Origin of the sequence: Pseudomonas sp. P7548 (assembly GCF_013386585.1) — a bacterium.
In the GTDB taxonomy this organism is placed as follows: domain Bacteria; phylum Pseudomonadota; class Gammaproteobacteria; order Pseudomonadales; family Pseudomonadaceae; genus Aquipseudomonas.
Map to the genome: position 1 here is coordinate 280,234 of NZ_JACARO010000002.1, position 17,798 is coordinate 298,031.

General features: G+C 62.5%; 16 protein-coding genes. 10 read left to right on the forward strand and 6 right to left on the reverse strand.

Annotated features, from left to right (window positions below):
* Positions 1–86: 86 nt before the first annotated feature.
* A complete protein-coding gene (locus HX803_RS01770) occupies positions 87–1,616 on the reverse strand; it encodes an AhpA/YtjB family protein (RefSeq protein WP_178918668.1) in 1,530 nt (509 codons plus the stop codon).
* Between the two features lie 133 nt (positions 1,617–1,749).
* Here HX803_RS01770 and serB point away from each other — a divergent pair, with 133 nt between their 5' ends.
* The gene (gene serB, locus HX803_RS01775; protein WP_178918669.1) at positions 1,750–2,964 is read left to right on the forward strand and encodes a phosphoserine phosphatase SerB; all 1,215 of its coding nucleotides are present in this window, start codon (positions 1,750–1,752) and stop codon (positions 2,962–2,964) included.
* Between the two features lie 139 nt (positions 2,965–3,103).
* Here serB and asd read toward each other — a convergent pair whose 3' ends face one another.
* The 3 genes from asd to HX803_RS01790 are packed head-to-tail and all read right to left on the reverse strand — an operon-like array spanning position 3,104 to position 6,388.
* Positions 3,104–3,964, reverse strand: a complete 861-nt coding sequence (asd, locus tag HX803_RS01780; protein ID WP_178918670.1) for an archaetidylserine decarboxylase — start codon at positions 3,962–3,964, stop codon at positions 3,104–3,106.
* A gap of 15 nt (positions 3,965–3,979) precedes the next feature.
* Complete coding sequence (locus HX803_RS01785; RefSeq protein WP_178918671.1) at positions 3,980–4,795, reverse strand: rhodanese-like domain-containing protein; 816 nt, start codon at positions 4,793–4,795, stop codon at positions 3,980–3,982.
* Positions 4,796–4,852: 57 nt separating this feature from the next.
* Complete coding sequence (locus tag HX803_RS01790; protein WP_178918672.1) at positions 4,853–6,388, reverse strand: HDOD domain-containing protein; 1,536 nt, start codon at positions 6,386–6,388, stop codon at positions 4,853–4,855.
* 166 nt (positions 6,389–6,554) lie between these two features.
* Here HX803_RS01790 and motA point away from each other — a divergent pair, with 166 nt between their 5' ends.
* Both motA and motB read left to right on the forward strand, forming a co-directional pair.
* On the forward strand, positions 6,555–7,406 hold the full coding sequence (gene motA / locus HX803_RS01795; protein WP_176997143.1) for a flagellar motor stator protein MotA: 852 nt from the start codon (positions 6,555–6,557) through the stop codon (positions 7,404–7,406).
* 3 nt (positions 7,407–7,409) lie between these two features.
* Positions 7,410–8,426 carry a flagellar motor protein MotB gene (gene motB, locus HX803_RS01800; RefSeq protein WP_176997142.1) on the forward strand — a complete coding sequence of 339 codons (1,017 nt, stop codon included), beginning with the start codon at positions 7,410–7,412 and terminating at the stop codon, positions 8,424–8,426.
* Positions 8,427–8,488: 62 nt separating this feature from the next.
* Here the strand turns inward: motB and rsgA are convergent, their stop codons facing one another.
* Complete coding sequence (gene rsgA / locus HX803_RS01805) at positions 8,489–9,520, reverse strand: small ribosomal subunit biogenesis GTPase RsgA (RefSeq protein ID WP_178918673.1); 1,032 nt, start codon at positions 9,518–9,520, stop codon at positions 8,489–8,491.
* A gap of 108 nt (positions 9,521–9,628) precedes the next feature.
* Here rsgA and orn point away from each other — a divergent pair, with 108 nt between their 5' ends.
* Both orn and HX803_RS01815 read left to right on the forward strand, forming a co-directional pair.
* Positions 9,629–10,171, forward strand: coding sequence for an oligoribonuclease (gene orn / locus HX803_RS01810; protein WP_010213620.1), 543 nt, complete (start codon positions 9,629–9,631; stop codon positions 10,169–10,171).
* Between the two features lie 174 nt (positions 10,172–10,345).
* On the forward strand, positions 10,346–10,963 hold the full coding sequence (locus tag HX803_RS01815; RefSeq protein ID WP_176997469.1) for a trimeric intracellular cation channel family protein: 618 nt from the start codon (positions 10,346–10,348) through the stop codon (positions 10,961–10,963).
* Here HX803_RS01815 and queG read toward each other — a convergent pair.
* The gene (gene queG / locus HX803_RS01820) at positions 10,960–12,024 is read right to left on the reverse strand and encodes a tRNA epoxyqueuosine(34) reductase QueG (RefSeq protein ID WP_176997140.1); all 1,065 of its coding nucleotides are present in this window, start codon (positions 12,022–12,024) and stop codon (positions 10,960–10,962) included. The genes HX803_RS01815 and queG overlap by 4 nt on opposite strands.
* 63 nt (positions 12,025–12,087) lie before the next feature.
* Between queG and HX803_RS01825 the strand changes: the two genes are divergently transcribed.
* Genes HX803_RS01825 through miaA form a run of 5 tightly spaced genes read left to right on the forward strand, consistent with a single transcriptional unit; the run spans position 12,088 to position 17,730 of the window.
* Positions 12,088–12,948, forward strand: coding sequence for an NAD(P)H-hydrate dehydratase (locus HX803_RS01825; RefSeq protein WP_178918674.1), 861 nt, complete (start codon positions 12,088–12,090; stop codon positions 12,946–12,948).
* Positions 12,936–13,406, forward strand: coding sequence for a tRNA (adenosine(37)-N6)-threonylcarbamoyltransferase complex ATPase subunit type 1 TsaE (gene tsaE / locus HX803_RS01830; RefSeq protein WP_178918675.1), 471 nt, complete (start codon positions 12,936–12,938; stop codon positions 13,404–13,406). The genes HX803_RS01825 and tsaE overlap by 13 nt, the downstream gene beginning before the upstream one ends.
* Before the next feature lie 15 nt (positions 13,407–13,421).
* Positions 13,422–14,843 carry an N-acetylmuramoyl-L-alanine amidase gene (locus tag HX803_RS01835; RefSeq protein ID WP_178918676.1) on the forward strand — a complete coding sequence of 474 codons (1,422 nt, stop codon included), beginning with the start codon at positions 13,422–13,424 and terminating at the stop codon, positions 14,841–14,843.
* A complete protein-coding gene (gene mutL, locus HX803_RS01840) occupies positions 14,843–16,759 on the forward strand; it encodes a DNA mismatch repair endonuclease MutL (protein ID WP_372339883.1) in 1,917 nt (638 codons plus the stop codon). The genes HX803_RS01835 and mutL overlap by 1 nt, the downstream gene beginning before the upstream one ends.
* The gene (gene miaA, locus HX803_RS01845; protein ID WP_178918677.1) at positions 16,759–17,730 is read left to right on the forward strand and encodes a tRNA (adenosine(37)-N6)-dimethylallyltransferase MiaA; all 972 of its coding nucleotides are present in this window, start codon (positions 16,759–16,761) and stop codon (positions 17,728–17,730) included. The genes mutL and miaA overlap by 1 nt, the downstream gene beginning before the upstream one ends.
* Positions 17,731–17,798 lie beyond the last annotated feature (68 nt).

Below are 17,798 nucleotides of genomic sequence, written 5' to 3' on the forward strand. Positions count from 1 at the left end.
AAACCGGTGGTTCAGTCACCGATGTATCCGGCTGACATTCCGCATTCGCGAGCAAGCCCGCTCCCACAGGGGTTATGTGGCGATCATCAAGGTTTTGTACGGGTCTCGTGCATCCGCGCCAGTTGTCGCTCAAGCATCGACGGGTATGGCTCCATCAACCGCTCCACGCAGCTTGCGCCCTCAGGGCTGGCAATCGGGCGGATGCGTGCACGCTGGCGGATCAGCGTGTCTTCACTGATCTTGCGTTCAACCAGCAGCAGGTTGCGGCTGTGCTGGGACAAGGCCAGTGCATCCTGGGCGATTTCGGTGAGCAGCAGGTCGATCTGGCTGATGCCGAACAGGTCGTCGCCCACCGTCAGGCCCAGTTGCAGTTGCAAGGTAATGCCGCTGTCGGCCACTTCGATTTGCAGGGCATGGCCCAGGGCACGCAGCAACTCGCCGCAGCAGATGGCGTTGGTCAGGTAGTCTTCGCCGCTGTCTTCACTATGGAACAGCATCAGCGTACTGCCATCGTTCAGAGTATGCAGCTCGCTCTGGTACAGCGAGGCCGCCTGGTCCAGGCAGTCGCGGTAGCGCTCCAGCAGCTCGGTCAGGCGGGCGCGGGGCAGGCGGCGCAGTTGGTCCTGGGCACCCAGTTGCACCGCCAGTACGGCGCTGTGCTGAGGCTCGGCGTTCTTCACTGGCACGGGCTTGGGCGCTGCAACTGGGGCCGATGAGTTGTCGCGCAAGTCGGCGAACGGGTCTTCGTCGTCCAGTTCGTCTTCTTCAGCCCTGATCACCTGGCGGGTCGCTGGCTTGAGGCCAGCCACCGGCGTGCTTTCATCAAAACCCGGGTCGCGCAGGTTGCGCACTTCAAACTCAGGTTCATCGTCGTAGTCGACGTCATCGAATTCAGGCTCTGGTTCCGGCTCGCGCACGGCCGGTTCCGGGGCGAAACTGGCGTGCAACTGGCGGGCGAGGTCGCCGATTTCATCCTGGCGGTCGGTGGCCGGGGTGTGTTCGTCGATATCGCGCAGCCAGATGCGCAGTTGCATCAGAGGCGTGGAGATGTGCCGGCCCAGGCGCAGGCTCAAGGCCAGGGCCAATGCCAGCAGGATCGCGCTCAAAATGCCCATGCTTTGCAGGCTGATGGTCATCGGCTGCTGGAACTGTTGCATGTCGAGGCTGATGCGCAGTTGGCCGGCCTTCACGTCCTGGAACGTGATATTGCTGGAGTACAGGCCTTCGACTTCGCCCAACAGGCCGTTTTTCGGGCGCTGCCCGGCTTCGGCCATGATCCGGTTGTCCACGCTGTAGATGGCGGCATGGGCCACCAGCGGGTTCTTGGTCAGGTTGTTGAGCAGCACGTTGAGGCTGAGGATGTCGTTGGACACCAGCAGCTCAGTCGCCGAGGTGGCGGTCTGGGTGGTCAGGCTCTCGCCCAGGGCGTCGGCTTGCTCGTGCATGGCCTGCTTGAACTGCAACCCCATCACGCAGGCGTAGATCACCAGGGCCAGGGCGACCAGGATCACGTTATGGCTGGCGATGCGTAATGCGATCGGTACACGGCGGTGGCGCAGTGCCCGGAAGATCAGCAGGAAGAAGTTATCGGTTTTTACTGGCGTGGGCCGGTTCACTTGCGCTCGGCTCTTGGTCCGTGAAGTTGACGCGCAGTATAGCGACAGCCCTAGAACCGGCAAAGCGCTGGCTGTGCCCGATGGTCACTGAAAGTGGGTAGAATGCGGTTTTTTTCCAGCCTGGGGGTGCGCTTTGCGCGAAATTGTCCTGATTAACATCACCGGTGAAGACCGTCCGGGTCTTACTGCGGCTATTACCGGCGTTCTGGCCCAGGGTGGTGTGAACATTCTCGACATCGGCCAGGCAGTGATCCACGACACCCTGTCGTTCGGCATCCTGGTGGAGATCCCGAGCACTGAACAGGCGTCCTCGGTCCTCAAGGACATCCTGTTTACGGCGTACAAGCTGGATCAGCAGGTGCGTTTCACCCCGGTGTCCGAAGAGGACTACCAGCATTGGGTGGCGGGCCAGGGCAAGAAGCGCCACATCGTGACCCTGCTGACCCGCAAGGTAACCGCCGAACAATTGCAGCGTGTCAGCGCTATCACCGCGCAATACGGCCTGAATATCGACCATATCGACCGTCTGTCGGGCCGCATGCCTTTGGACACGCCGGCCGACAAAGGCAAGGGTTGCATCGAGTTCTCCGTGCGCGGCGAACCGGCTGACCCGCAAGCGCTGCGCGCCGAGTTCCTCAGCGTGGCCCAGGCGCTGAATGTCGACATCGCCTTCCAGGAGGATTCGCTGTTCCGTCGCAACCGCCGCCTGGCCGTGTTCGACATGGACTCCACGCTGATTGAAGCCGAAGTCATCGACGAACTGGCCAAGGCGGCCGGTGTGGGTGAGCAGGTCTCTGAAATCACCGAGCGCGCCATGGCGGGTGAGCTGGACTTCCGTGCAAGCTTCAAGGAGCGTCTGGCGCTGCTCAAGGGCCTGGACGTCAGCGTGCTGGATTCCATCGGCGCCTCCCTGCGCCTGACCGAAGGCGCCGAGACCCTGTTCGCCGAACTCAAGCGCCTGGGCTACAAGACCGCGATCCTGTCCGGTGGCTTCACCTACTTCGCCAAGCAATTGCAGGCCAAGCTGGGCATCGACTACGTGTTCGCCAACGAGCTGGAAGTGGTGGATGGCAAGGTGACGGGCGTGGCGGTCGAGCCGATTGTGGACGCGCAGCGCAAGGCGGATCTGCTGAAGGAATTGGCCCACAAGGAAGGCTTGCGTCTGGAGCAGACCATTGCGGTCGGCGACGGTGCGAACGATTTGCCGATGCTGGCGATTGCCGGGCTGGGTGTGGCGTTCCGCGCCAAGCCGTTGGTGAAGCAGTCGGCCAAGCAGGCGATTTCGACGTTGGGGTTGGATGGCGTGCTGTATCTGCTGGGCTTCCGCGACCGCGACGGACAGCTGTAACTGAAGAAATACGGTCAAAAAAATGTGGGAGCGGGCTTGCTCGCGAAGGCGGTGGTTCAGTCACAGATATATGAACTGATACACCGCCTTCGCGAGCAAGCCCGCTCCCACACAAGCCCGTCCCACAGTGGGTTTTACGTCAGGCTTTAGGTGCAGCGATACCTTGGCCCATCTGCACTGGCGTGCCCGCCGCCAACGCTTCAGCCCACTTCACCTGATCTGGCCCGAACAGCACGATCGCGGTCGAACCCAGCTTGAAGCGACCCAGCTCCGCACCTTTTTCCAGATGAATCGGCGCACGCGCGGCTTCGTCGTAACGGAAGGTTTTCAGCTCGCGTTTCGGCGGCGTCACCAGGCCAGCCCATACGGTTTCAATCGACGCCACAATCATCGCACCCACCAGTACCACGGCCATTGGGCCGCGTTCGGTGTCGAAGATGCAGGCAACGCGTTCGTTACGGGCAAACAGCTCAGGCACGTTTTCGGCGGTGGTCTGGTTCACCGAGAAGATGCGCCCCGGAATGTAGATCATCTCGCGCAGGGTGCCGGCCAGCGGCATGTGCACGCGGTGGTAGTCCTTCGGCGACAGGTACACGGTTGCGAAGTCGCCGCCCATGAACGGTGCAGCAACGGCTGCGTCGCCGCCCAGCAACTCCAGCACGCTGAAGCTGTGGCCCTTGGCCTGGAACACGCGACCGTGTTCGATCGGGCCCAATTGGCTGACGGCACCGTCGGCCGGGCTCAGTACCGCGCCAGGGGTTTGATCCAGCGGGCGGGCGCCGTCTTTCAAGGCGCGGGTGAAGAAGGCGTTGAAATGCTCGTAGGCGGTCACGTCTTCCACCAGGGCCTGGGACATGTCCACCTGATAGCGCTTGGCGAACCAACTGGTGAAGGCATTCTTGAACCAGCGCACGCGGCACTCGGCGATGCAGCCGGCCAGGCGCGACAGCAAGTGGTGTGGCAGCAAGTACTGGCTGAGGATAAACAACTGCTTTTTCATAACTGTCCTTAAACCTTAAATCTCGACGGGGGTGTCGGGGTGGTTGCCCCATTCGCCCCAGGAACCGGCATAACCTTTGACTCGCGGATAACCGAGCGCCTTGGCCACCAGGTAGGTGAAGCCAGAGCGGTGGTGAGTCTGGCAATGGGTGATGATTTCTTTGTCGCGGGTCAGCCCGAGGTCTTCGAGGATCTGCGGCATGTCACGGCGGATGCGCAGGTTGCGCGCCTTGTCCATGCCGGCGGTCCATTCGAAGTTCACGGCGCCAGGGATGTGGCCACCCTTGGCGGCGAGCACTTTTTCGCCGGAGTATTCCAGTGGGCCGCGCGCATCCCAGATGCCCAGATCGGCAGCGCCGAGACGGCTTTGCAGGTATTCGCGGGTGGCCGTGGGGCCATCGTGCAACGTGAGGCTGACCGGGCCGCCGACAGGCGCGGGCACGTCGGTGGTTACCGGGTGCTGACCTTCGAGCCACGCCAGCAGGCCGCCGTCCAGGTAGTGGTATTTCTGGTGGCCGATCACGTCGAGCATCCAGATGAAGCGCCCGGCCCAGCCGCCGCCTTCGTCGTCATAGACCACGTAGGTCGCGTCCGGGGTGTGGCCCAGCTCGCCGAACAGTTTTTCCAGGTCGGCCTTGTGGGGCAGCAAGCCCGGGGCGGGTGGCTGGCCCAGTTGGGTGCGCTTGGGGTCAACGAAATGCGCGCCGCGGATATGCCCTTCGGCGTAGCGGGCGGCACTGGTGAGATCCACCAGAATCAGGTGTTCGGCATCAAGGCGACCTTGCAGGTCGCTGGACTCGATCACCAGCGGCAAGCCAGAGAAGTCAGGCATGTGAGGTCTCCTGGGCACAAATGTTGGCGATAAAAGAGGGCGATTGTAGCGCAAGCATCAGGCGCTGCGGTTGGTAAAGCTGTGCAGGGCTTTCTCGATGCATTGGGCGGTTTTGCCGAAGGCCTGCACGGTGGTTTCCGAGAACGGCCCGCCACCCTGGTCGGCCACCATCAGCATTACCACGCGGCCATTGCAGCTCAGGGAGCGCAGCAGCAAATGCTCGCCGGTGAACAGGCGACGCAGGATCGGCGGCAATAGCGCCGAAAATTGCGCATGGTTCTCGGGGTTGAGGCGTACTTGGGCGGATTTCTCCAGCAAGCGTTGCAGCAGCGTGCTGTTGACCACGTCCAGGCTCAGGTTCGCGGCGTCCTTCGGCAAGCCGTCAGCCTGGTGCACCCGCAGCGTACTCAGGGCGCGATCGGCCATGAACAGCAAGACCCGTTGCATGCCGCTGGCCACCAGGGCCTCTTTGGCGCAGGTGGTCAGGTGCATGGCGTTGGCAAAGCGGCTTGGCTCCACCAGCAATTCGGTGCAGCGCTTGCGCCACACCGCCAGGGATTCGGCCGTGGGTGGCGGCGCCGGCAGCAAGCCGCGATGGATCTTCTGCACATGCCACGGCCAGATCAGCGACAGCGCCGGGTGCCACAGGTCGGGCATCAGGGTCGCACGAGCGCTGGTCACCGCTTGCTGGTGAACCTGTTGCTGCACATCACCCAGAGGCGCTTGCAGGTAAAGCGCGGTGAGGTATTGCCAGCGCTCGGTGTGTGGGCAGGTCCAGGACTCTTGAGTCGACATCGCCAGGCCGTTGGCCAGCAGTACTGTATTGGCGGGCTGATTCAGCCAGCGACGCAAATTGGGTTCGGCATCGAGCAGCTGCTGGTGGCGCAGCGGGTCATCTTCACGGGCGATGTGCAGGGCCTTGACCAGCAGGCGCTGCTCGGTCAGCAAGAGCGTGTAGCCCTGGGAGACCCAGATCGGCAGGTGCCAGGTTTCGGTCAGGCCGATGCACAGGTCCAGCAGGCGCACACCGAACAATTCCTGCTCGACCTGGCGCGCGGACTGCCCCTTGTGGATCACCCGCAGTTCCCATTCTTCCAGGAGCTTGGGGTACGCCACGGCCATTGGCCACAACGGCGACAGGAACAACAGGCTGCCCCAGTGGATGTCTTGCCACAGCCTTGCCAGGCGGCTGGCGAACAGGCCGTTGGCTTGCTGCGAGGCATGCTGGCTCACCAGCAGCAGTTGGCGCAGCGCCACGGGAATCTCGTTGGCCGGCACCGAAGGCAACCGCGCCAGCAGCTCTTCGGCGCGCTTGAGGCCAAGACGGTTGAGCGCCACTTCGAGGTTTTCGGCCGGCTCCGCCAGGCTGCCATGGGTGTGGCTGTTGGCTTCACGCATCACGCTGAGCACCAGCGCGGGGCTGTTCTGCATCAGCTCGGCAATGTCTCGCAACGAACTGCGGCTGTCGCGGATGGCCTTGCACACGCGCTCGTGGCTGGCCTGCGGGACGGGCAGCAGCACATCGTCCAGGCGCTTGATCCAAGCGGCGAGGGTGGTGGGTCTTGAACTTGGGACTGTCGTTTCATTAGCCATGATTGGGGCGCGATCATCACTTGCATTCAACACGCCCGGAACGGGCCGAATTGGCTTTTCGCCTTAACGGGCTATAGTCTGGCGCAGTTTTGCCGATAAGTAGAACAAGAGTTTTCGGCTACACCCAATATGTCCATGAACCCGACGGCGCAAGTACAGATCCCCTATGGCTAAAATTATCGGCATCATCGTCGTCATCGCAAGCGTGCTCGGTGGGTACGTCCTGTCCCACGGTAAAATTGCTGCACTGATCCAGCCTTTCGAAGTGCTGATTATCGGTGGTGCCGCGTTTGGTGCATTCCTGCAGGCCAACCCTGGCTACATGACCATGCACGTGATCAAGAAGTCGCTGGGCATGTTCAGCTCGCGCTTCTCCCACACCTTCTACCTGGATGTGCTGGGGCTGATCTACGAGATCCTCAACAAGAGCCGCCGCGAAGGCATGATGGCCATCGAAGCTGACATCGAAGATGCCGCGGCCAGCCCGATTTTCGCCAAGTACCCGGCCGTGCTCAAAGATGAGCGCATGACTGCCTACATCTGTGACTACCTGCGCATCATGTCCTCCGGCAACATGGCCCCCCATGAGCTGGAAGGCCTGTTCGACATGGAACTGTTCAGCCTCAAGGAAGAGCTGGAACACCCTTCTCACGCGGTGACCGGCATTGCCGACGGCATGCCCGGTTTCGGTATCGTCGCGGCGGTACTGGGTATCGTGGTCACCATGGCCTCCCTGGGCGAAGGCGACCAGAAGGCCATCGGCATGCACGTGGGCGCGGCACTCGTGGGTACCTTCTTCGGTATTCTGGCGGCCTACGGTTTCTTCGGCCCGCTGGCCACTTCCCTGGCCCACGACGCCAAGGAAGAAGTGAACCTCTACGAAGCGATCAAGGCGTGCCTGGTGGCTTCGGCCTCTGGCATGCCGCCATCGCTGGCGGTGGAGTTCGGGCGCAAGGTGCTGTACCCGAAACACCGCCCAAGTTTTGCCGAGCTGGAACAAGCGGTTCGCGGTCGCTAAGTCATGGAAAACAACCAGCCGATAATCATCAAGCGCGTCAAGCGCTTCGCTGCGGGGCACCATGGCGGCGCCTGGAAAATCGCCTTCGCCGACTTCGCGACGGCGATGATGGCGTTCTTCCTGGTGCTGTGGTTGATGTCTACCGCCACGCCTGAACAGAAGATCGCCATCGCCGGTTACTTCAAGGACCCGATTGGTTTCTCGGAAAGCGGCACGCCCTTCGTGATCGACCTGGGCGGCTCGCCGCAGTTGGCGCCCGAGCGCACCATCAACCCCGAGGTCAAGACCGAGACGCCACAGCAGAACATCCCGATCGAGCGTGAAACCGTCGAGTCCATGGCGGAGCAGGTCGAGAAGGAACGCCTGGAGTTGCTGCTGCAGGAGCTGCAGACCAAGGTCGAGGAAAACCCGCAGCTGCTGAAGTTCAAGGACCAGATTTCCTTCGAAATCACGCCTGAAGGCTTGCGCATCCAGATCACAGACGCCGCCAACCGGCCGATGTTCGACTCCGGTAGCGCCCGCCTGAAGCCGTACTTTGAAGACATCCTGCTGGCCATGGCTGACACCATCAAGGCGGTGCCGAACAAGATCAGCATCAGCGGCCACACCGACGCCAAGCCGTATGCTGGCCAGGGCGACTTCGGCAACTGGGAACTGTCGGCCAACCGTGCCAACGCCGCTCGCCGTGCGCTGGTGGCGGGCAGTTACCCCGACCCGCAAGTGGCGCGTGTGGTGGGCTTTGCTTCCTCGCAGCTGTTTGATCATGAAGACCCGTTCAACCCGGTCAACCGCAGGATCGACATCGTGGTGCTGACCAAAAAGGCCCAGCGTGCGATTGAAGGTGACCAACCGCCACCCGCACCCACCCCAGGCGCCGGCGCGCCGGGCGAGGTTCCAGCTGACCCGAACGCGATTCCGCCAGGGCAGGAGCCGTTGCCAGCCCATGAACTGCGTCAGAAGCTGAATCTGTTTGATGATGGTGGGGTGAAGGATCCTACGGTTCCCAAGGCAGGTTCCTAACCCGCACATACAACAAGGCCGCGATAACCGCGGCCTTGTTGTTTCTACCTTGCAGGGGCCTGTCAGTAACTGCTTTCCGGCAAACTCGCAATGATCGACCGATAGCTGTTCATCCGCTGCTGCTGCACGCGGCCGTCTTCCAGCGCCTTGAGCAATGCACAGCCCGGCTCGCGGTCGTGCTTGCAGTCGCGGAAACGGCAGGTGCCGATCAGGTCGTTGAACTCGATGAAACCGGCTTCCACGTCGCTGCGGCTGACGTGGCCGAGGCCGAATTCGCGGATGCCTGGGGAGTCGATCAACTCACCTCCGCCCGGGAAGTGGAACAACCGCGCCGTGGTGGTGGTGTGGGTGCCTTGGCCGGACAGTTCCGACAGCGGGCCCACGCGGGTTTCGACGTCCGGCAGCAGGCTGTTGACCAGCGAGGACTTGCCCACGCCCGATTGGCCGACAAACACGCTGATGCGCCCGTCCAACTGTTGTTGCAGCTGTTCCATGCCGTTGCCGTGATGGGCCGACACTTCCAGCACCGGGTAGCCCAGGGTGCGGTACACCGCCAGCAGCGCATTCAGCGCCGGGGCGTTCTGCTCGTCGATCAGGTCGTACTTGTTCAGCAGCAACAGCGGGCGGATGCCGGCATGTTCAGCCGCGACCAGGTAACGGTCGATCAGGTTGGCGTGGGGCTCGGGCAGTGGCGCGAACACGATTACGATCATGTCGACGTTGGCCGCCACCGGCTTGAGCTGGCCGCGGCTGTCCGGGCGGCGCAGCTCGGTGGTGCGTGGCAACTGGGCGACGATCACGCCGATGCCCTGGTTGCCGGCACGCCAGACCACCTGGTCGCCAGTCACCAGCGCTGGCAGGTTGGCGCGCAAATGGCAGCGGAACACCTGGCCGGCGAGTTCGCCTTCCAGCGCCTCCACTTCGACCTGCACACCAAAGTGCGCGATCACCAGGCCCGTTTGTTCAGGGCCCAGGTCGCCGCCCTCAAGCGCTTCCACGGCGGAGGATTCACGTTTGGCGGCGCGAGCGGCGCGTTCACCTTGAATCTTTTCGATGCGCCAGTTTTGGCGACGATTGAGCTGGCGTTTGGCCATGGGTGTTCCGTGTCGATAATGCAAAGGTTGGGTAAAACGGTCGCGAGTCTAGCACGGCCCCGCCTGCTAAACTGCGCAGCTAAGCCAAGGTGCCAAGAGAATAGAGCCATGCAAAACCCACAGAACCTGATTTGGATCGATCTGGAAATGACCGGTCTGAACCCCGACACCGACGTCATCATCGAGATGGCCACCATTGTCACCGACAGCAACCTCAATACCTTGGCCGAAGGTCCGGTGATCGCTATCCACCACAGCGACGCCGTGCTCGCCACCATGGACGAGTGGAACACCCGCACCCATGGCAACTCCGGCCTGACCCAGCGCGTGCGCGACAGCCGCATCAGCATGGCTGAGGCCGAGGCCGAAACCATTGCCTTCCTGGAAAAATGGGTGCCGAAGGGTAAGTCGCCGATCTGCGGCAACAGCATCTGCCAGGATCGCCGCTTCCTCTATACCCACATGAAGGCGCTGGAAAGCTACTTCCACTACCGCAACCTGGATGTGTCCACCCTTAAGGAGCTGGCTGCGCGCTGGGCGCCGGAAGTCAAAGACAGCTTCCATAAAGGCAGCACGCATTTGGCGCTGGATGATATTCGCGAGTCGATTGCCGAGCTGCAGCATTACCGCAAGCATTTCATCAAGGCCTGATTAAGCGGCGCCTGACATGACGCCTTCGCGAGCAAGCCCGCTCCCACATTTGGAATGCGATCAAATGTGGGAGCGGGCTTGCTCGCGAAGGGCGTGATTCGGTCTTTCGCCTGGCGCCCCCTTTTGGTGCCATCACCAAATGATTAGACTGCGCGCCTCTTTGCAAGGATCGCCATCATGCTGTTGATGCTCTACCTCATCGCCATCACCGCCGAAGCCATGACGGGCGCGTTGTCCGCCGGGCGGCGCGGCATGGACTGGTTCGGTGTGGTGTTGATCGCCTGTGTGACAGCATTGGGCGGCGGCTCCGTACGGGATGTGCTGCTGGGGCATTACCCGCTGACGTGGGTCAAGCACCCCGAATACCTGGTGCTGACCTCCATCGCCGCGCTGGTGACAATCTTCATTGCGCCGCTGATGCGTCGTTTGCGCTCTTTATTCCTGGCGCTGGACGCCCTGGGCCTGGTGGCCTTTACCCTGATCGGCTGCATGACCGCGCTGGAAATGGGCCACGGCATGCTGGTGGCCTCGGTCAGTGGCGTGATCACCGGCGTGTTCGGCGGCATCCTGCGGGACATTTTCTGCAACGACATCCCACTGATCTTCCGCCGTGAGCTGTACGCCAGCGTGTCATTCCTCGCCGCCTGGTTCTACATGCTGTGCCTCTACCTGGAATTGCCCAGCGAGCAAGCGATCCTGCTGACCCTGTTCAGCGGCTTTTTACTCCGCCTGCTGGCGATCCGTTTTCACTGGGAAATGCCCAAGTTCGTCTACAACGACGACGTGCATTAACGGCTGGCGTGCTGGGCCAGCGCCCACTCCACGTGTTCGCGCACCAGCTCAGAAGGGTAGTCCCGCCGGGCTTTCAGGGCTTCCAGCACCGGGATGCTCGACGGCGCATTGCCCAGGCCCACGGCCAGGTTGCGCAGCCAGCGCTCGTAACCGGCGCGGCGTAGCGGCGAGCCTTCGGTGCTGCTGAGGAATTTATCCTCGTCCCACATGAACAGTTCGGCCAGTTCGGCGTTGTCCAGGTTGTGCCGCGGCTTGAAATCACCTTCGGCGGTCGAGCGGGCGAAGCGGTTCCACGGGCACACGATCTGGCAGTCATCGCAGCCGAACACACGGTTGCCGATCAACGGGCGCAGGTCTTCGGGGATCGCGTTCTTCAGTTCGATGGTCAGGTAGGAAATGCAGCGCCGCGCGTCCAGCACATAGGGGCCGACGAAGGCATTGGTGGGGCAGATATCCAGGCACGCCGTGCAGCGGCCGCAGTGTTCGGTGCTGTGGGGTTCGTCAACTGGCAACGGCAGGTCGACAAACAGCTCGCTCAGGAAAAAATAGCTGCCGGCTTTGCGGTTGAGCACCAGGGTGTTCTTGCCGATCCAACCCAGCCCGGCCTTTTCAGCGATGGCTTTTTCCAGCACGGGGGCGCTGTCGACAAAGGCGCGAAAGCCAAATGGTCCAATCTGCGCCTGGATGCGGTCAGCCAGTTGCTGCACGCGCTTGCGGATCAGCTTGTGGTAGTCGCGGCCCAGGGCGTAGCGCGAGATATAGGCTTTTTCTGGCTTGGCCAGCAACTGCGCCATTTGTGTGTCGCCCGGCAGGTAGTCCATGCGCAGCGACACCACGCGCAGCGTGCCCGGCACCAGCTCATCCGGGTGGGAGCGTTTGCTGCCATGGGCGCCCATGTACTCCATCTCGCCGTGGTAGCCCGCGTCGAGCCAGCGTTGCAGGTGCTGTTCATGCTCGCCCAGGTCCAAGCCGCTGATGCCGACTTGTTGAAAGCCCAACTCGCGGCCCCAGTCTTTGATCGATTGGGCGAGGGCAGGCAGATCGGAGGTAATGGCAGGCATGAGACACAGGAAACCGCAGGTTAGATGCGTATAATTCTGCCAGACATCGGAGCTTGAAGACGCATGCCGCAGACAAAACATGAAATAACCGACGTTCAGCCCCTGTTGCACGGCCATTTGCCGCAACTGGCTGCGCGTTCACCCGACGCTCATAAAGGCCAGTTCGGGCACTTGCTGGTCATCGGGGGGGATCGCGGCTTTGGCGGCGCGGCCTTGCTGAGCGCCGAAAGCGCCTTGCGCAGTGGCGCAGGCATGGTGTCCCTGGGCACGCGTCCCGAGCACGTGCCCGCCGCGTTGGCGCGGTTGCCAGAGGTCATGAGCGTGGGCGTCAGCTCGGCGAATCAGCTAATGGGCTTGCTGGAAAAAATCTCGGTCATCGTCATTGGCCCGGGCCTCGGTGAGGCCGCGTGGGGCAAAAGCCTGCTGTCGGTCGCCGCCAATGCCAAGCAGGCGCAGGTCTGGGACGCCGATGCCTTGAACCAGCTGGCCAAGGGCGGCGTGCAGCTGCCCACCCACTGTGTGATCACGCCGCATCCGGGTGAGGCGGCACGCTTGCTGGGCCTGTCGACAGATGAGGTTCAGGCCGACCGTCTTAAGGTGGTGCGCGCGCTGAGCCAGAAATTCAATGCAGTGGCTATCCTCAAGGGTGCTGGCAGTTTGATTGCCAGCCCGGACGGGCGTGTTTCGCGCTGCGACCAGGGCCATCCGGCGATGGCCACGGCGGGGCTTGGCGACGTGCTGGCCGGCCTGGTGGGCGCGCTGCTCGCCCAAGGCATGCCGGCTTATGAGGCCAGTTGCCTGGCCGTGTGGTTGCACGCCACGGCGGGGGATCGCCAGGGCACCTTTGGTCGCGGCTTGGCTGCCAGCGACTTGATACCCGCCATTCGTCAATTGCTGGAGGAGCAATCGCCGTGTCTGAAGTAATCCTTTTCCTGGCCGATGAAGACGCCATGGTTGCGTTCGGTCAGCGCATTGCCCAGGTGACAGCGGGCGCGGGCCTGATCTTTCTTGAAGGTGACTTGGGCGCGGGCAAGACCACCTTGTCGCGAGGGATTATCCGAGGGCTGGGCCATACAGGGGCAGTAAAAAGCCCTACGTTCACCCTGGTAGAACCCTACGAAATCGGTGATGTGCGGGCCTTCCACTTCGACCTTTATCGTCTGGTAGACCCCGAAGAGCTGGAATACATGGGCATTCGCGACTATTTCGATGAAGACGCGCTGTGCCTGATCGAGTGGCCAGATAAAGGCACAGGCTTTTTGCCAAAGCCGGACCTGACCATTACCATTACGCCGCATGAGCACGGACGTCAGCTGAAGTTGTTGCCCCAGAGCGCGCGCGGCCAGTCGTGGTGCGCCGCTTTGGCATTGGAATTCAAATAATTGGTGGGGTTAGGTATGCGCTTTCGCGCGTTGGTTGCTGTCGTAGGGGTGTTGCTTGCGGCAATGACTGTCAATGCTCTGGCTGCTTCACAGGTGAAAAGTGTTCGCCTGTGGCGAGCGCCGGATAACACGCGACTGGTGTTCGACCTGTCTGGCCCGGTCCAGCACAGTGTCTTTACCCTGACGGCGCCTGATCGCCTGGTGATCGACATCAACGGTGCGACCCTGGCCGCGCCGTTGAAAGTCTCCACCGCTAACACTCCGATTACTGCCATGCGTTCGGCCCAGCGCACGCCGACCGACCTGCGTGTGGTCATCGACCTGAAAAAGGTCGTGACCCCCAAGAGTTTTGTGCTGGCGCCGAACGCGCAATATGGCAACCGGCTGGTGGTCGACCTGTTCGACAACGCCGCCGATGCCAACCCGCCACCCGCTCCGCCTCCGAGCGTAGCGACGGTGCCTGCCGTGCCGGTCAACCCATCGCAGCCGCAGGTGAAGTTGCCTCCGCCGCCACCGGCACCAGCCGGTAAACGCGACATTATCGTGGTGATCGACGCCGGCCACGGCGGTGAAGACCCGGGCGCTTCCGGTTCGCGCGGCCAGCATGAAAAAGACGTGGTACTGGCCATCGCCCGCGAGCTGCAACGCCAGGTCAACGCGATGAAAGGCTACCGCGCCGAGTTGACCCGCACCGGTGACTATTTCATCCCGCTGCGCGGCCGTACCGAGATTGCGCGTAAGAAAGGCGCCGACCTGTTTGTGTCGATCCACGCTGACGCCGCGCCTTCGGCTGCCGCCTTCGGTGCCTCGGTGTTTGCCTTGTCGGATCGCGGCGCCACGTCCGAGACCGCCCGTTGGCTGGCCGACAGCGAAAACCGTTCCGACTTGATCGGCGGGGCCGGCAACGTGTCCCTGGACGACAAGGACAAGATGCTCGCTGGCGTGCTGCTCGACCTGTCCATGACCGCCTCGCTGACCTCCAGCCTGAACGTCGGCCAGAAGGTCCTGAGCAACATCGGCCGTGTGACCTCGCTGCACAAACAGCGCGTGGAGCAGGCTGGGTTCATGGTGTTGAAGTCGCCGGACATCCCGTCGATCCTCGTGGAGACCGGGTTTATCTCCAACTCCAACGAGGCGTCCAAGCTGGCCAGCGCGAGCCACCAGCAGGCGTTGGCGCGCTCGATCAGCGCGGGTATCCGCCAGTTCTTCCAGCAGAACCCGCCACCGGGCACGTACATCGCCTGGCTGCGTGATTCCGGGAAAATCGCCCAGGGACCGCGTGACCATCGGGTGCAGCCCGGTGACACCCTGGCCATGTTGGCGGTGCGTTTCCAGGTCTCACCTTCGACGTTGCGCAGTGCGAACAACCTGAAAACCGACGAGTTGAAAGTCGGCCAGGTGTTGACCATCCCTGGCACTGAATTGGCGGCGCAGTAATGAGCGAATCAGTCTTGAACAACGGCTCGCGCATTGAGCTGCTCAGCCCGCGCCTTGCCAACCAGATTGCCGCAGGCGAGGTGGTCGAGCGCCCTGCATCGGTGATCAAGGAGCTGCTGGAGAACAGCATCGACTCCGGCGCCAAGCGTATTGATGTGGATGTGGAGCAGGGCGGCGTCAAGCTGCTGCGCGTGCGCGATGACGGCAGCGGCATCTCTTCCGATGACCTGCCGCTGGCCCTGGCCCGACACGCCACCAGCAAGATTCGCGACCTCGAAGACCTTGAACGGGTGATGAGCCTGGGTTTTCGTGGTGAGGCACTGGCGTCCATCAGCTCCGTGGCCCGCCTGACCCTGACCTCGCGCACGCGCAGTGCCGACCAGGCCTGGCAGGTGGAGACCGAGGGGCGTGACATGGCGCCGCGAGTCCAGCCGGCTGCCCATCCGGTGGGCACCTCGGTGGAAGTGCGTGACCTGTTCTTCAACACCCCGGCGCGCCGCAAATTCCTCAAGGCCGAGAAAACCGAATTCGATCACCTGCAGGAAGTCATCAAGCGCCTGGCCTTGGCGCGTTTTGACGTGGCATTTCACCTGCGTCACAACGGCAAGACCATCCTCAGCCTGTACGAAGCCCATGACGATGCCGCGCGTGCGCGCCGGGTGTCGGCCATTTGTGGCTCAGGCTTCTTGGAGCAGGCACTGCCGATTGAAATTGAGCGCAATGGTCTGCGCCTGTGGGGATGGGTCGGTTTGCCGACGTTCTCCCGCAGCCAGGCGGACTTGCAGTACTTCTTCGTGAACGGCCGTGCGGTGCGCGACAAACTGGTGGCCCACGCGGTGCGCCAGGCCTATCGCGACGTGCTGTTCAATGGGCGGCACCCGACGTTTGTGCTGTTTTTTGAGGTCGACCCTTCGGTGGTCGACGTCAACGTGCACCCGACCAAGCACGAAGTGCGCTTCCGTGATGGACGCATGGTGCATGACTTCCTCTACGGCACCTTGCACCGCGCCTTGGGTGATGTGCGTCCGGATGACCAGTTGTCTGCGCCGATTGTGACGGCAGTGGTGCGGCCGAGCGGCCCGGAGGCCGGCGAGTTCGGCCCCCAGGGTGAAATGAGCCTGGCAGGCAATTTGCTGCAATCGCCTGCGCCGCAACCTTCGTACACCGCGCCAGGTTCTGGCTCGGGAGCGGGTTACCAGTACCAATACACCCCGCGTCCGCAGTCGACGGTGCCGGTGGCCGAGGCCCAGGCGGCATACCGCGAGTTTTTCGCGCCGCTGCCAGGTGCCGAGCCGGGCGCGCCTGTTGCCTTGCCGGAGGGCGGTGGGGATATTCCGCCGCTGGGTTACGCGCTGGCCCAGCTCAAGGGCATCTACATCCTGGCGGAAAACGCCCACGGGCTGGTGCTGGTGGACATGCACGCCGCCCACGAGCGGATCATGTACGAGCGTCTGAAGATCGCCATGGCCAGCGAAGGCCTCAGCGGCCAGCCGCTGTTGGTGCCTGAATCCCTGGCCGTGAGCCAGCGGGAGGCCGATTGCGCGGAAGAACACACCAGCGTGTTCCAGAGCCTGGGCTTTGAGCTGCAACGCCTGGGCCCGGAAACCCTGGCGATCCGCCAGATTCCCGCGTTGCTCAAGCAGGCCGAGGCCAACCGCCTGGTCGCCGACGTGCTGGCGGACCTGATGGAGTACGGCACCAGTGACCGCATCCAGGCCCACATCAACGAATTGCTCGGCACCATGGCCTGCCACGGCGCCATCCGTGCCAATCGCCGCCTGGCGCTGCCGGAAATGAACGGCTTGCTGCGCGACATGGAAAACACCGAGCGCAGCGGGCAGTGCAACCATGGCCGACCGACCTGGACCCAGATGGGCCTGGACGATCTGGACAAACTGTTCCTGCGCGGTCGCTGATGAGTGCCTTGCCCCCCGCTATCTTCCTGATGGGCCCCACGGCCGCCGGCAAGACCGACCTGGCGATCGAGCTGACCAAGGTGCTGCCCTGCGAGCTGATCAGTGTCGACTCTGCCCTGGTTTACCGGGACATGGACATTGGCACCGCCAAGCCGTCCAAGGCGCTGTTGGCCCAATACCCGCATCAGTTGATCGACATCATCGACCCGTCCGAGAGCTATTCGGCGGCGGATTTTCGCACCGACGCCCTTGAGGCCATGGCCGCCATCACCGCGCGGGGCAATATTCCGCTGCTGGTGGGCGGCACGATGCTCTACTACAAGGCTTTGCAGGAAGGGTTGGCCGATATGCCGCCCGCTGACGCCCAGGTGCGCGCCGAGCTTGAAGAAGAGGCTGCACGCCTTGGTTGGCAAGCCCTGCACGACCAGTTGGCAGCGGTAGACCCGGTGTCCGCCGCCCGCATTCACCCCAATGACCCCCAGCGCCTGACGCGCGCCCTGGAAGTCTGGCGGGTGAGCGGGCAGACCATGACTGAACATCGGCTGAAACAAAGTGCGCAAAGTGCTGACGCAGGCGCATCTGGCGCGTCACAATTGCCCTATACTGTGGCGAATCTGGCCATCGCTCCGGCAAATCGCCAGGTGCTGCATGAACGAATTGCACAAAGATTCACAATTATGTTGGAACAGGGGTTTGTGGACGAGGTCGTAGCTCTGCGTTCCAGAGGTGACCTGCATCCAGGGTTACCTTCGATACGTGCTGTAGGCTACCGCCAAGTCTGGGATCATCTGGATGGCAAGCTGACGTCAGCCGAAATGCAGGAACGCGGCATCATTGCCACGCGCCAATTGGCGAAACGCCAGTTCACCTGGTTGCGCAGCTGGAGTGATTTGCACTGGCTGGACAGCCTGGACAGCGACAATCTGTCACGCGCCTTGAAATACTTGGGAACGGTCTCCATATTGAGCTGAGTCCTTGCAATTGCCGTCTATCCTTGGGGGTGTGACGGCCATAAGCTATCTATTTTCCGATTTTTTAT

Coding starts and splice junctions, on each gene's coding strand:
- asd (WP_178918670.1), bottom strand. CDS start 3,964: ATGAAAAAGCAGTTGTTTATCCTCAGCCAGTACTTGCTGCCACACCAC.
- HX803_RS01785 (WP_178918671.1), bottom strand. CDS start 4,795: ATGCCTGACTTCTCTGGCTTGCCGCTGGTGATCGAGTCCAGCGACCTG.
- HX803_RS01790 (WP_178918672.1), bottom strand. CDS start 6,388: ATGGCTAATGAAACGACAGTCCCAAGTTCAAGACCCACCACCCTCGCC.
- motA (WP_176997143.1), top strand. CDS start 6,555: ATGGCTAAAATTATCGGCATCATCGTCGTCATCGCAAGCGTGCTCGGT.
- motB (WP_176997142.1), top strand. CDS start 7,410: ATGGAAAACAACCAGCCGATAATCATCAAGCGCGTCAAGCGCTTCGCT.
- rsgA (WP_178918673.1), bottom strand. CDS start 9,520: ATGGCCAAACGCCAGCTCAATCGTCGCCAAAACTGGCGCATCGAAAAG.
- orn (WP_010213620.1), top strand. CDS start 9,629: ATGCAAAACCCACAGAACCTGATTTGGATCGATCTGGAAATGACCGGT.
- queG (WP_176997140.1), bottom strand. CDS start 12,024: ATGCCTGCCATTACCTCCGATCTGCCTGCCCTCGCCCAATCGATCAAA.
- HX803_RS01825 (WP_178918674.1), top strand. CDS start 12,088: ATGCCGCAGACAAAACATGAAATAACCGACGTTCAGCCCCTGTTGCAC.
- HX803_RS01835 (WP_178918676.1), top strand. CDS start 13,422: ATGCGCTTTCGCGCGTTGGTTGCTGTCGTAGGGGTGTTGCTTGCGGCA.
- mutL (WP_372339883.1), top strand. CDS start 14,843: ATGAGCGAATCAGTCTTGAACAACGGCTCGCGCATTGAGCTGCTCAGC.
- miaA (WP_178918677.1), top strand. CDS start 16,759: ATGAGTGCCTTGCCCCCCGCTATCTTCCTGATGGGCCCCACGGCCGCC.